The following is a 13,116-nucleotide window of genomic DNA, read 5'->3' on the forward strand; positions in this document are numbered from 1 at the left end:
GTGAGGTCGCCGCGAGAGGGGTCGTGTTGTCCGTCGTCAAGATCAATGCGTTGACGGTTCCCGCCGAGATGCGCGAGCAGCTCGAGCACCGGTTCTCCAACCGGGCCGGGATGGTCGAGTCGGCCGACGGGTTCGAGTGGTTCGAGCTGCTCAGGCCGGTCGAGGGCACCGACCAGTACCTCGTGTACACGCGGTGGCGCAGCGAGGACGACTTCCTCAGGTGGCAGGAGAGCCAGGAGTTCCAGCGCGGCCACGCCGAGGCGGCCGGCTCCGGCCAGGGGCACGGCCACGGGCAGGGGCCGGCCGCGTCGGGGGCGACGCTGTGGTCGTTCGAGGTCGTGGACAGCGCCGGGCCGAAGGCTTAGGCGTCCAGCGGGTTGCGGGCGATGCGCTCGGCGATGCCCGACCTGACGAAGCCGGCGGCCAGGCTCGCCGGCTTGCGGGCGCCCTGGTCGGTGACGCAGGCGGCGAACTCCTTGGCGATCTCCAGGCGGGGATGCCGGGCGAGCACCTCGTCGCGGAGCCCGGCCGGGAGCTCGTCGGTGCCGCGGCCGGAGATGTCCATGGCGGTCGAAAGCTCCAGCAGGTGTCCCTCCGGGTCCTCCTCCACCGGCACCTCGTCCCACATGTGACGGATGATCACCTCTGAGGCGCGGCGCCTGCGGTCCTCGGGCCAGCCGGCTCCCGCGCAGAAGGCCCAGGCCACGTGCCCGCCGGCCTCCTCGTATCCCACCGTGTGGCTGTCGAACTCGGCGGCCAGCCCGATGTCGTGCAGCATGGCCGACACGTAGAGCAGCTCGGCGTCGAAGGCGATGTCGTGCGCCTGGGCGTAGGCCGCGGCCCACAGGTAGGCCCTGATCGAGTGGTTGAGGAGCGAGGGCGTGTGGTAGCGGGCCGCCACCTCCAGGGCGCCGCCGCAGGCGGGGGTGTCGGGCAGCACCAGGTCGTTGAGGTTCATGTGCTCATCTTCGAGCCTCGGATCCGGCCGGGGCGAGTGGCCCTGTGGCCACCTGTCGACAGGATCCGGCCAACCCTCCCCCGCCCCGGCCTCACGGGCGGGACACCTGGCCGGGCGGCTCGGCGGCCTCGTTCCGGGGCGCGCCGCTCGGGGCCGGTTCACCGTCCGCGTCGCGGCGCCGGGCGAACGCCAGTCCCGCCGCCAGGCAGGCGAGCGGCACGGCCGGCAGCACGTACCTGTGGTCGAAGGCCGCGATGAAGACCGGCAGCGTGAGCAGCGTCACGGCGCTCGCCCACGGCAGCAGCACCTCCCCGCCCAGCCGGCGCCATCGGAGCGCCACCCCGGCCGCCCCGGCCACCAGGAGCGCGGCCAGGAACGGTCCACGCAGGTAGCCGTAGGTCTGGTAGCCGCGGATCCAGCCCGCGTACGGCTCCACCATGACCGTCTCGCCGGATTCGCCCTGGTAGGCGGTGGTGATCTCCTCGGCGGTGCGGTCCCTGGACGCGATCGAGTCCTTGAACGGCGCGGTCTGCTCGGGGAAGACGTAGGCGCTCTGGTCGCCCTCGACCGGATAGACCCGGCGTTCCCAGGAGAAGATGTGGGCCACGTCGACCAGGCCGGCGCGCAGGAAGTCGAGCGGCTGGGCGAGGATGGCCTGCTTGGCGAAGGCCCCGGCGACCTCGTCGCGCCGGACCGCCCCGCCCTTGACGTCGTTGATCGGGGAGTCGGCCGACCAGATGTACTCGGGCGGCGCCAGGCGTTCGCCCAGCGGCTCGGCCGGGCAGAGCGGCACGTCCGATCTGATCTTCGCGCAGTCGGCGAACGTCATGGTCCGGGCCCACAGGAAGGTGTTGCCACGGCTCAGCGCGAGCGTGCCGTGCTCCGACTCGAACCACAGGGCGTAGCAGGCCAGCGGGATCACGGCGGCCGCGGCGAGCGTGAGGCCCGGCCGCCAGCCCGTACGGCGCAGCAGCACCGCGACCAGCACGACGGCGATCAGCGGCAGGCCGATGGTCCGGGTCACGGTGGCCGCCGCCAGCAGAAGCCCGGCGCCCGCGGCCGTCATGGGCGTGAGGGCCGGCCGCCGCATGAGCAGCGCGACCGCCGCCATGACGAGGAACACGAACAGCAGGTCCGCCATGATCAGGTGCTCCAGCTGGATCTGGAACGCGTCGAGCAGGACGGGCAGCGCGAACAGCGTGGCCGCCCAGCCGGGCAGCCGGCGGCGCAGGAGCAGGTAGACGAGCACGCCGATGCCCAGCCCGAGCAGGTGCTGCACCACGACGACCAGCTCGATGCTGCTCAGGGGCCGCAGCGCCCACAGGAACAGCGAGTAGCCCGAGGTGCGCGACTCCAGCGGTCGCGGGTCGAGCCCGGCGTTGAGGTAGGCGAAGGAGTCGGCCCAGAACCAGATGGCCGGGCGGTAGCCGAGGATCGCCGCGCCGCGCAGCGCCGCTCCGGCGAGCAGGGCGAGGAGAAAGATCCAGTGCTTGCGTAGCGTGGGCACCATCCGCCTCCTCAGTCCCTTTGAGCAAACCACCCTATAAAGTACGAATGAACATCGGCGCGTTAACGATCCGGAACCCGACTTGACCCCGTGATCGAGCCCGGCCAGCATGTTCCACCTCGTCCCCTCCTTGCTTCTTTTGTCCGGAAGGAACTGGCGTGCGCCGCCTCGCGATCCCCCTCGCCCTCATCCTCGCCGTCGCGGGACTCACGAGCACCGCACGGGCCGAGGCGCCGGTGAAGCGCACCGCGCAGTGCCAGGGTGACTGGCTGCCCGGTTCGCCGACGGCCGACGAGGTCATGAAGGGCGAGATCTCCCTGGTGAGCCTGCCCGCGGTCAAGATCGGCAAGAAGATCGACTGGGGCATGAGCCCGTACCGGAACCGCTCGTGGGAGTACGTCTTCCAGTCGCTGCGCTGGATGGGCACGCTGGTGGTGGCGTACGAGAACACCGGCGAGCGCGCCTATCTCGACCGCGCCGAGGAGATCACCAAGGACTGGGTGGCGAGCAACAAGCGGGGCGCGCGCGGCACCAAGCCCTACGTCTGGAACGACCACCCCGTCTCGCTGCGCACCCAGGCGCTGGTGTGCCTGAGCATGCACGTCAAGGACGGCTGGCTCAAGGACAGCCTGGCCGTCCACGCCAAGCTGCTGGCCGACCCGAGGCTCTACAAGAAGGGCCACAACCACGGGATCGACCAGGACATCGCGCTCATGAGCATCGGCTGCCGCTACGGCCGCAAGGACTGGGCCGGCCTGGCCTCCAGGCGGCTCACCGGCACGGTCAAGCTCGACGTCGACGCGCAGGGCGCGCTCATGGAGCAGGCGCCGCGCTACGCCGTCTACGTGTACGGCAGGCTCCAGGTCGCGATGGCCGGCATGAAGGACTGCGGCCGCAAGGTGCCGGGCGAGATCTCCAGGCGGGCCGACGCGCTGAAGGACTTCGTCGCCCACTCCACGATGCCCAACGGCTACATGGTGCCCATCGGCGACGGCAGCGCCGAGACGGAGCCGAAGATGGAGACCGGCACCCCCAAGGAGAAGGTCAAGGTCTACCGGGCCGGCTACGTGTACGGCCGGACAGAGTGGGGCAAGGCCGACTCCGCCTACTACTCGATCAGGTTCGGCCCCGGCACCAAGTTCCACGGCCACGAGGACCACCTGGGCGTGACCTACTACGCGCACGGCCGCGACATCCTGGTCGACGCCGGGTTCCACTCCTACGAGAAGAGCGCCTACCGCTACTGGACGCTCTCCCCCGAGGCGCACAACGTCCCGGCCGTGGTGGGCGAGAGGTTCCGGCCCCGTACGGCCAGCAAGCTCACCAAGTCGAGCCAGGGCGAGGACCGGCAGGCGTTCCGCCTCACGGACAAGGCCTACGGCACGGCCCGCACCCGCTCGGTGCTCGTCGACCACGGCGAGGACCTGATGGCGGTGCTGGACACGGCCTCGGGCGGCAAGAAGGTGCGCAACCAGTGGCGGTTCGCGCCGTCGTACAAGGTCGTCTCCAACAGCGGCGGCCGGGTGGTGCTGAGCGACGGCAAGTTCGACGTGACGCTGCTCCAGCTGTCCGGCTGCACGCCGGTCGGCGGGCAGAAGGTGGAGCGCGGCGGGAAGCTCGGCTGGATGTCGCCGACCTACCTGTCGAAGGAGCGGACCAACGTCGTGGTCTCGCCGGCCGCCACCTCGCTGCTGACCGTCATCGTGCCCGGCACGGACGCGCCGAAGGTGTCGTGCTCCGGCGGGAAGGTCACCGTCCAGGGCGTGACCTTCCCGGCAGGTCTCCTCTAGGCGGCCTCGCGGCCCGCGCGCAGCAGCCCGTAGGTCACGGCCTGCTCCAGCGCCTGCCAGGAGGCGTCGATGATGTTCTCGGCGACGCCCACCGTGGCCCACTCGGAGGTCTCGTCGCTGGAGGTGATGAGCACGCGGGTGACGGCGCCGGTGCCGTGGCTGCCCTCCAGGATGCGCACCTTGTAGTCGACCAGCTCCACCCTGGCCAGCTCGGGGTAGAGCTTCTCCAGGGCCAGGCGCACCGCGCGGTCGAGGGCGTTGACGGGGCCGTTGCCCTCGCCGGTGGCGACGATGCGCTCGCCCTTGGCGTGCAGCTTGACGGTCGCCTCGCTGACCAGCTCGCCGCCCTTGGTGCGCTCGACGATCACCCGCCACGACTCGACCTCGAAGTGACGCCGCCGCTCGCCGTGGACGGTGTCGCGCAGCAGCAGCTCGAACGAGGCGTCGGCGGCCTCGAACGTGTAGCCCTTCGACTCCAGCTCCTTGACCCGGTCGACCAGCTCCTTGGTGTTGCCGGCGCTGAGCTCGTAGCCCAGCTCGCGGCCCTTGAGCTCGACCGAGGCGCGGCCGGCCATGTCGGAGACCAGCATCCGCATGTCGTTGCCCACCTGGGCGGGGTCGATGTGCTGGTAGAGGTTGGGGTCGACCTTGATCGCGCTGGCGTGCAGGCCCGCCTTGTGGGCGAACGCCGACGTGCCGACGTAGGGGGCGTGGGAGTTGGGGGTGACGTTGGTGACCTCGGTGATCGCGTGCGCGATGCGGGTCATGTCGGCCAGGGCCTGCGGCGGCACGAGGTCGAACCCCCGCTTGAGCTGCAGGTTGGCGACCACGGTGAAGAGGTTGGCGTTGCCGGACCGCTCGCCGTAGCCGTTGGCGCAGCCCTGCACGTGGGTCGCGCCCGCCTGGACGGCGGCGAGGGTGTTGGCCACCGCGCAGCCGGTGTCGTCGTGGCAGTGGATGCCCACCCGGGCGCTGGTGCCGGCCGCGGCCTGCACGATCTCGGCCAGTTCGTCGGGGAGCATGCCGCCGTTGGTGTCGCACAGGGCGATCACGTCGGCTCCCGCCTCGGCCGCGGTGCGGATGACCTCCAGCGCGTAGGCTGGGTTGGACCTGTAGCCGTCGAAGAAGTGCTCGGCGTCGAGGAAGACTCGCTGTCCCTCCGCACGAAGGTGGGAGACCGTGTCGCGGATCATCGCGAGGTTCTCCTGGAGAGTCGTACGAAGGGCCAGCTCCACGTGCCGGTCGTGACTCTTGGCGACAAGGGTCACGACCGGCGCGCCGGATTCGCGCAGGGCGGCAACCAAAGGGTCGTCGGCTGCCCGCACCCCGGCCCGGCGGGTCGCACCGAACGCGGCGAGCTGCGCGTGCTTCAGGTCGAGCTCTGTTCGAGCCCTCCTGAAGAACTCTGTGTCCTTGGGGTTGGCACCCGGCCAGCCCCCTTCGATGAAACCGACGCCCAGCCCGTCCAGGTGGCGCGCGACGGAGAGCTTGTCGGCGACGGTGAGGTTGAGCCCTTCCTGTTGCGCGCCGTCACGCAGCGTCGTGTCGTACACGTGGAAGCGGTCGTCGGCCATGGTTTGTCGTCTCCCTGGGAAAACAAAAAGACCCCTCACGGACGTGAGAGGTCTGCGCGCTGGCGGTGTCCCTGTGTCAGCCAGCGCGCCTGTCAATAATGAGCAGACGGTAGAACATGATGCCTGTGAGTCTGCCACACGATTTCACCGGTCGGCACATCGATCTCGCCATGTGGGACCGGAGCGATCACACGGTGACGCCCGGACCGCCCGTGATGATCTCCTCGAGCACGGCCGGGTCGAAGGCCGCGTCGCCCAGCATTCGCCCGTCCAGCAAGACGGTCGGCGTGCCGTCGATCCGAATCTTGGCGCTCTCGGCCAGGTGATCCTCGGCGAAGGACTGTGAGATGACGCACTCTTCCACCGACGCGCCCACCTTCGTCGCCGCCGCGGCCAGCTCCTTCACGGTGAACCCGGAGGCCACCCCGTGCGGGGCCGGCTGCATGGCGTACAACTCGTCGCGGAAGGCCAGCCAGTTGCCCTCGGGCACGCACCGGGCGGCGGCCGCGGCCCGGACGGAGTTGGATCGCATGGGCTCGTCGCGGAAGATCGTGACGGGGTGGAAGACCACCTTGACCAGGCCCTCCCTGGCCAGCCGCTGGATCGTCGCGTCGACCCGGGAGTGCAGGTCCTTGCAGACCGGGCAGTCGTAGTCCTCGTAGATGTCGAGCACGGGGGCGTTGCCGCCCCTGTCGGCCAGCACCATGGTGCCGTCGACCTGCCGGGTCAGCCGCACGCCCTGCTCCGCCTGGCCGCCGTCGTACCCGACGATCGCGACCAGGGCCAGCATCGCGAAAGCGACCAGCACGGCCGCCACCCTCTTCATCATCCGCCCGCCCTCAGCTCATCGATCGCGCAGACCCTACCTGAAGAAGGTGAAATGTGACTGATCGGGGCGGGTCAGGCGTACCGCGCCACCGCCGGCCGCCGACTCGGCGCGACAATGGACCCCATGAAGGCCTTCGCGATGGACACCGCGCTCGCCCGGTACATCCTCGACCACACCACCCAGCCCGACCCGTTGCTGCGGGAGCTGGCGGCGGAGACCGAGGCGCGGACGGGCGACCACGCCGGAATGCAGATCTCCGCCGACCAGGGACGGTTCCTGACCATGATCACCCAGCTGGTGGCGCCGGCCGTGGCGGTCGAGATCGGGACGTTCACCGGCTACTCATCACTGTGCATCGCCCGCGGGCTGTCCGGCGGCAGGCTGCACTGCTTCGACGTGAGCGAGGAGTGGACCTCGATCGCGCGGCAATACTGGGAGAGGGCCGGGGTGTCCGACCGCGTCACGCTCACGCTCGGCCCCGCGCTGGAGACCCTGGCCGCCTTCGACCAGCCCGTCGACCTCGCCTTCCTTGACGCCGACAAGGCGGGCTACCCGGCCTACTACGAGCTGCTCATGGACCGGCTGCGGCCGGGCGGGCTGCTCATGGTGGACAACACCCTGTGGACGGGTCACGTGGCCGACCCGTCGCGCGATGACGAGATGACGGTGCTGATGCGGGAGTTCAACGACCTGGTGGCCGAGGATCCACGGGTGACGGTCGTCATACTGCCCATCGCCGACGGGTTGACCATGGTGCGGAAGAACGGCTGAGCCGGGTCAGCTGATCTTGTGGATCCAGTTGTGCGGGTCCGGCCGCGAGCCGTACTGGATGCCGACGAGCTCCTCGCGCACCCGCATCGTGACCGGGCCGGGCGTGCCGTCGCCGATGCTCCAGGAGCGGTCGGCGCCCTTGACGAAGCCCACCGGCGTGACGACCGCGGCGGTGCCGCAGGCGAAGACCTCCGTCAGCTCTCCTGACTCGCATCCGGCCTGCCACTCGTCGGTGGTGATCAGCCGCTCCTCCGGCTTCAGCCCCAGGCCGGCGGCCAGCGTGAGGATCGAGTCGCGGGTGATGCCCGGCAGCAGGGTGCCGGTCAGTGCCGGGGTGACGAGCCGGTCGCCGAAGACGAAGAACAGGTTCATCCCGCCCATCTCCTCGACGTAGCGGTGCTCGTGGGAGTCGAGCCAGACGACCTGGTCGCAGCCGTTCTCGACGGCCTGACGCTGGGCGACGAAGGCGGCGGCGTAGTTGCCGCCGCACTTGGCGAAGCCGGTGCCGCCGGGGGCGGCGCGGGTGTACTCGGTCGACAGCCACACCGAGACCGGCTTGATGCCGCCGCTGAAGTAGGAGGCGGCCGGCGAGGCGATGACCATGTAGCGGTAGGTGCGGGACGGGTAGTTGACGCCGAGTCCGACCTGGGTCGCGAAGATGAACGGCCGCAGGTAGAGGCTGTGCCCCTCGGTGGTGGGCACCCAGTCGCGGTCGGTCTGGACGAGCAGCTCCAGCGACTCGACGAACGTCTCCTCGGGCAGCTCCGGCATGGCCATCCGCTGGGCCGAGAGGTTGAACCGGGCGGCGTTGGCGTAGGGGCGGAAGGCCACGATGGAGCCGTTGGACTGGCGGTAGGCCTTGAGCCCCTCGAACAGCTCCTGCGCGTAGTGGAGGACCGCCGTGGCCGGGTCGAGCGAGAGCGGCCCGTACGGTTCGAGCCGCGCGTCGTGCCAGCCCTCGCCGTCGGTGTAGTCGATCGAGATCATGTGGTCGGTGAAGACCTGGCCGAAGCCGGGATTCGCCAGTACCTGCTCCCGCTCGGCCGCGGTGCGAGCGTGGTCGGAATGCTGCACGTCGAAGCTGAGCTTCTGAGCGATGGTCATGACGGAGGTTCCTTCTCTCTACGAACTCTCTAACGAATCCACGGATCTGATCGACACGGCCCGTGGGTACTTCCTATTGTCTCGCTATTTGGGATGGCAAGAGGCCGATGGGGTGTTTGGCCTTTTAGACGCGAAAAAGCGCCTAGCGGGTCCTGTTCGGGACCGCCAGGCGCCGGTGGAGCTGGGCGGGCCCTAGCTCGATACTCGCGCGGTGATGTCGTCACCGATCTCGTGCGTGGTGCGGCTCGCCCACCCGGCCAGCCGCTCGACGATGTCGTCGGCGACCGCCTGCTCGACCTGGGCCGCCTCGGTGTGCAGGCCGAGGTGGTCGAGGAGCATGGCGACCGACAGGATCGTGGCGGTCGGGTCGGCCTTGCCCTGCCCGGCGATGTCGGGGGCGCTGCCGTGCACCGGCTCGAACATGCTGGGCGCGGTGCGCTCGGGGTTGATGTTGCCGCTGGCCGCCAGGCCGATGCCGCCGGCGATCGCCGCGCCGAGGTCGGTGATGATGTCGCCGAACAGGTTGTCGGTGACGACCACGTCGAACCGCTCGGGGTGGGTGACGAAGAACATCGAGGCCGCGTCGATGTGGCTGTAGTCGGTGGTGACGTCGGGGTAGTCGGCGGCCACCTGGTCGACCGTGCGCTGCCAGAGGTCGCCGGCGAAGGTCAGCACGTTGGTCTTGTGGACGAGCGTCAGCTTCTTGCGCGGCCGCGACCGCGCCTTCTCGAACGCGTAGCGGACCACGCGCTCCACACCGTGGGCGGTGTTGAGCGACTCCTGCGTGGCGATCTCGTGCGGGGTGCCGCGGCGCATGGTGCCCCCGGTGCCCGCGTAGAGGCCCTCGGTGCCCTCGCGGATGACGATCATGTCGATGTCCTCGGGCCGGGTGTCGGCCAGCGGGGTCTCGATGCCCGGGAAGAGCTTGACCGGTCGCAGGTTGACGTAGTGGTCGAAGGCGAAGCGGATCTTGAGCAGCAGGTCGCGCTCCAGGATGCCCGGCGGGACGCTGGGGTCGCCGACCGCTCCGAGCAGGATGGCGTCGTAGCCGCGCAGCTCGTCGAGCACGCTGTCGGGCAACGTCTCGCCGGTGCGGTGATAGCGGGCGGCACCCAGGTCGTAATGGGTGGCCTCGATCTTCGTGCCGACCGCTTCGAGGACCTTGAGCCCCTCGGCCACGACCTCGGTGCCGATGCCGTCTCCGGGGATGACTGCCAGGCGAATGTTGCGCGACTCCATGGATGGCACCTTACCGGCTCGTCTCGACTGACGAACACACCGTCTCATTTTCTGGACATTCCATTCTACTCCTCGCGGAGTAGCGCAATCAGCATGTCAGAGGAGAAAGCGCACTTCACCGGCAAGCGGGCCCCCGCCGAGCGGACCTGTCCGCACGACAGGGACCGCCGGTCTTCTACTGGCTCGGGTCCTGCGGCTGGCCGCCGTTGTCGCGACGGTCCAGCGCGGTCTGCACGGCCTCGGCGGCCTTGTCCTCGTGCTCCTCGGCACCGTTCCAGGCATACATCTCGTACATGGGACTCATCTCGTTTCGCGGGGCGTCGTATCGGGAGGTCGGGCTCAGGTCGCGAGCCGACCGGGCCTGAAGCTCGCGGGCCCGGGTCACGGACCGGCGAAGGGGACTGACGGCCGACGGGAACGCCGCACTCCGCGGCGGGTCGCCGACCTGCCCTAACAGGCCCCGCCGCGGCAGGTAATAAGTACGAGAACCTGGCGCATGTCTTGTTCAGGCTACCCGGCGCCACTCCAGCTGTCTCGTTGGATGTCCTAGCATCTCGGATCGTGAGACAACCCATGGAACGACGAAGCGGCCGCCGCCGGACGATCCCGGCGACGGCCGCACCCCCCTGAGCCCTGCGCGAGGTCAGTCCTCGAGGTCGACCGAACGACCGCTGTCGGCGCCGATCTCGCCGCCGATCTGCTCGACCACCTCGGCCGGGATGGCCGTGTCGACGGTCAGCGCGATGAGCGCCTTGCCGCCCTTGACGTCACGGGCCACCTGCATGGAGGCGATGTTGATGCCGTGCTCGCCGAGGAGGCGGCCGACCACGCCGACGACGCCCGGACGGTCGGTGTAGGTGAAGAACGACAGGTGCTCGGTCGGCTCGATCTCCATCTCGTAGCCGTTGACCTCGACGATCTTCGTGATCTGGCGCGGCCCGGACAACGTGCCGGAGACCGAGACCTGGCGGCCGTCGGCGAGCACGCCGCGCACGGTCACCACGTTGCGCCAGTCAGGGCTGTCGGTGCTGGTGACCAGGTCGACGATGAGGCCGCGGTCCTTGGCGATCAGCGGGGCGTTGACGTACGTGACGGAGTCCTCGACGACGTCGCTGAAGACGCCCTTGAGAGCGGCGAGCTCCAGCACCCGCACGTCCTGGGAGGCGATCTCGCCGCGCACCTCGATGTCGAGCTTGGTGGCGACCTCGCCGGCCAGCGCGGTGAACACCCGGCCCAGCTTCTCGGCCAGCGGCAGGCCCGGCTTGACGTCCTCGGCTACCGCGCCGCCCTGGACGTTGACCGCGTCGGGCACGAACTCGCCGGCCAGTGCCAGCTTCACGCTGCGCGCGACCTGGGTGCCGGCCTTCTCCTGGGCCTCGTGCGTGGAGGCGCCGAGGTGCGGCGTGACCACGACCTGGTCCAGCTCGAACAGCGGGCTGTCGGTGCAGGGCTCCTTGGAGAACACGTCGATGCCGGCGCCCGCGACCCGGCCTTCCTTGATCGCGGCGTAGAGGGCGCTCTCGTCGACGATGCCGCCGCGGGCCACGTTGATGATGCGCACCGAGGGCTTGACCTCGTGCAGCTCCTTGTCACCGATGAGCCCGACCGTCTCCTTGGACTTGGGCAGGTGCACGGTGATGAAGTCGGCCTGCCTGATGACCTCGTCGAGGCTCAGCAGCTTGACGCCCATCTGCGCGGCGCGGGCCGGCGGCAGGTAGGGGTCGTAGGCGATCAGCTCGACCCCGAACGGCTGCAGGCGCTGGGCCACGAGCTGGCCGATCTTGCCGAGACCGAGGATGCCGACGACCTTCTCGTCCAGCTCGACACCGGTGTACTTGGACCGCTTCCACTCGCCGTTCTTGAGGGCGGCGTGGGCCTGGGCCGTGTTGCGGGCGCTGGCCAGGATGAGCGCGATGGTCTGCTCGGCGGCGCTGGTGATGTTGGAGGTCGGCGCGTTGACGACCATCACGCCGGCCTTGGTGGCCGCCTCGACGTCGACGTTGTCGAGGCCGACACCGGCACGCGCGACCACGCGAAGCTTGGGGGCGGCGGCGATGGCCTCGGCGTCGACCTGGGTGGCCGAGCGGACGATCAGGGCGTCGACCCCGGCGAGCGCGGGCAGCAGCTGGGAACGATCGGCGCCGTCGGTGTGGCGAACCTCGAAATCGGCGCCGAGCACGGCGAGGCCTGCCTCGGACAGCTCCTCTGCGACCAGAACGACGGGCTTGTTCACTGATGGATCCTTAGATGCAGGCGGCGGGCGTGAAGGACACCGTGACGGGTCCCTCGGGATCGCTCCTGAGTCTATCCGCGCTTGTGAACGCATTCACGAGGGACCCGCATACTGAGACGGCGCCTGCCCGGCGTACCCCTCGATGGGCAAAGTCATCCACATGGGAGCCGTCTTTGTCTTGATCGGGAGATTTATTGGCTATTAGCCTGATAAGCCATGGCCGACTACCTATGGTTCGTCATATGAGCATCGGGAACCCTGCGCTCGCCGACGTGCTCGCACAGCATGGCGCCCCCCACCGCCTGCTGGCAGCCCTCTCGGACGGTGGAGTCCTGGTGGCCGTGCGACCAGACCGATCCGTCGTCCTGGGCACCACCCAGGCAGGTGATCGCGTGCTGCTCGGATACACCGGAGCGGCGACCTACGCGAGACACCGCGGCAGCCACTCGCTGTCGGCCTGCGACGCGGACACGATCCTGGACATCCAGCGTGTCACCGGCGTACGGGAGATCGTGATCGACGCGGCCGGACCCGCCGCGGCGGCCGTGCCGATCGACGACCTCCAGCGCTTCCTCACCTCGACCCGTACGGGACCGACACCGGTCCTGTCCGGCGCCGCGCCCGCCGCCTACGCGACGGGCGCGATGGCCACAGTCTCGCGGGGCACGACCCTCGCGCAGGTCGCGGCCCCCTCGACCGAGTCGCCCCCGATGCCGTGGATCCCGGCGCCGCGGCCGCACCTGTCGGGGCCGATGCAACAGGTCGACCCCGGCTACCGGCGCTGCGCGCATCCGATCCTGCCCGCGCTCCGGCGCGCGATCGCCACCCTGCTCGCGGACTTCCCGCTGGTGCACCACGTCTGGATCTCCGAGGCCCGCACCGCCTCCGGGGCTCCCGGCATCATGCTGCACGTCAAAGTGCACATGTCCGCCGCCGAGGACGTGGTCCGCGACCTGCATCGCGGGGTCCGGGCCCGGTTGCCGCAGTTCGCGGCGAGCGAGGCGCCGATCCTGATGGCCCGGGTGGCCGACGCGCGCAGCGAGCGCCGCATGATCGAGATCGGCGCGCACGTCGTCTGCGCCGACGTACGCGACTAGAACTGGGCTCTACC

11 protein-coding genes are annotated in these 13,116 nt (G+C 69.8%); 4 read left to right on the forward strand and 7 right to left on the reverse strand.

From position 1 onward, the window contains the following. Positions 1 to 26: 26 nt before the first annotated feature. Positions 27 to 365 carry an antibiotic biosynthesis monooxygenase family protein gene (locus tag AC5L3X_RS05280; protein WP_494855450.1) on the forward strand — a complete coding sequence of 113 codons (339 nt, stop codon included), beginning with the start codon at positions 27 to 29 and terminating at the stop codon, positions 363 to 365. Here the strand turns inward: AC5L3X_RS05280 and AC5L3X_RS05285 are convergent. Both AC5L3X_RS05285 and AC5L3X_RS05290 read right to left on the reverse strand, forming a co-directional pair. Next, positions 362 to 958: an HD domain-containing protein gene (locus AC5L3X_RS05285; protein ID WP_494855451.1), complete on the reverse strand. Its 597-nt coding sequence runs from the start codon at positions 956 to 958 to the stop codon at positions 362 to 364. The two genes, AC5L3X_RS05280 and AC5L3X_RS05285, sit on opposite strands and share 4 nt — an antisense overlap. 91 nt (positions 959 to 1,049) lie before the next feature. Further along, a complete protein-coding gene (locus AC5L3X_RS05290; RefSeq protein ID WP_494855452.1) occupies positions 1,050 to 2,468 on the reverse strand; it encodes a hypothetical protein in 1,419 nt (472 codons plus the stop codon). A 155-nt stretch (positions 2,469 to 2,623) separates the two neighbouring features. Between AC5L3X_RS05290 and AC5L3X_RS05295 the strand changes: the two genes are divergently transcribed. Continuing rightward, the gene (locus AC5L3X_RS05295; protein ID WP_494855453.1) at positions 2,624 to 4,255 is read left to right on the forward strand and encodes a heparinase II/III domain-containing protein; all 1,632 of its coding nucleotides are present in this window, start codon (positions 2,624 to 2,626) and stop codon (positions 4,253 to 4,255) included. Here AC5L3X_RS05295 and cimA read toward each other — a convergent pair. Both cimA and AC5L3X_RS05305 read right to left on the reverse strand, forming a co-directional pair. Next, on the reverse strand, positions 4,252 to 5,829 hold the full coding sequence (gene cimA, locus AC5L3X_RS05300) for a citramalate synthase (RefSeq protein WP_494855454.1): 1,578 nt from the start codon (positions 5,827 to 5,829) through the stop codon (positions 4,252 to 4,254). The two genes, AC5L3X_RS05295 and cimA, sit on opposite strands and share 4 nt — an antisense overlap. A 187-nt stretch (positions 5,830 to 6,016) precedes the next feature. Further along, positions 6,017 to 6,658 carry a DsbA family protein gene (locus AC5L3X_RS05305; protein WP_494855456.1) on the reverse strand — a complete coding sequence of 214 codons (642 nt, stop codon included), beginning with the start codon at positions 6,656 to 6,658 and terminating at the stop codon, positions 6,017 to 6,019. Positions 6,659 to 6,781: 123 nt separating this feature from the next. Here AC5L3X_RS05305 and AC5L3X_RS05310 point away from each other — a divergent pair, with 123 nt between their 5' ends. Beyond that, positions 6,782 to 7,429: an O-methyltransferase gene (locus AC5L3X_RS05310; RefSeq protein ID WP_494855457.1), complete on the forward strand. Its 648-nt coding sequence runs from the start codon at positions 6,782 to 6,784 to the stop codon at positions 7,427 to 7,429. 6 nt (positions 7,430 to 7,435) lie between these two features. Here the strand turns inward: AC5L3X_RS05310 and AC5L3X_RS05315 are convergent, their stop codons facing one another. From AC5L3X_RS05315 to serA, 3 genes are all read right to left on the reverse strand, one after another. After that, positions 7,436 to 8,533, reverse strand: a complete 1,098-nt coding sequence (locus AC5L3X_RS05315) for a branched-chain amino acid aminotransferase (protein WP_189123332.1) — start codon at positions 8,531 to 8,533, stop codon at positions 7,436 to 7,438. Positions 8,534 to 8,725: 192 nt separating this feature from the next. Further along, on the reverse strand, positions 8,726 to 9,772 hold the full coding sequence (locus AC5L3X_RS05320) for a 3-isopropylmalate dehydrogenase (protein ID WP_494855458.1): 1,047 nt from the start codon (positions 9,770 to 9,772) through the stop codon (positions 8,726 to 8,728). A gap of 643 nt (positions 9,773 to 10,415) precedes the next feature. Further along, positions 10,416 to 12,005, reverse strand: a complete 1,590-nt coding sequence (serA, locus tag AC5L3X_RS05325; protein ID WP_189123330.1) for a phosphoglycerate dehydrogenase — start codon at positions 12,003 to 12,005, stop codon at positions 10,416 to 10,418. Positions 12,006 to 12,247: 242 nt separating this feature from the next. On the opposite strand from serA, the gene AC5L3X_RS05330 reads away from it, so the two are divergent. After that, positions 12,248 to 13,102 (forward strand): hypothetical protein, encoded by an 855-nt coding sequence (locus AC5L3X_RS05330; RefSeq protein WP_494855459.1) that lies wholly within the window; start codon positions 12,248 to 12,250, stop codon positions 13,100 to 13,102. Positions 13,103 to 13,116: the final 14 nt, after the last annotated feature.

Source organism: Nonomuraea sp. CX421, from assembly GCF_059358955.1.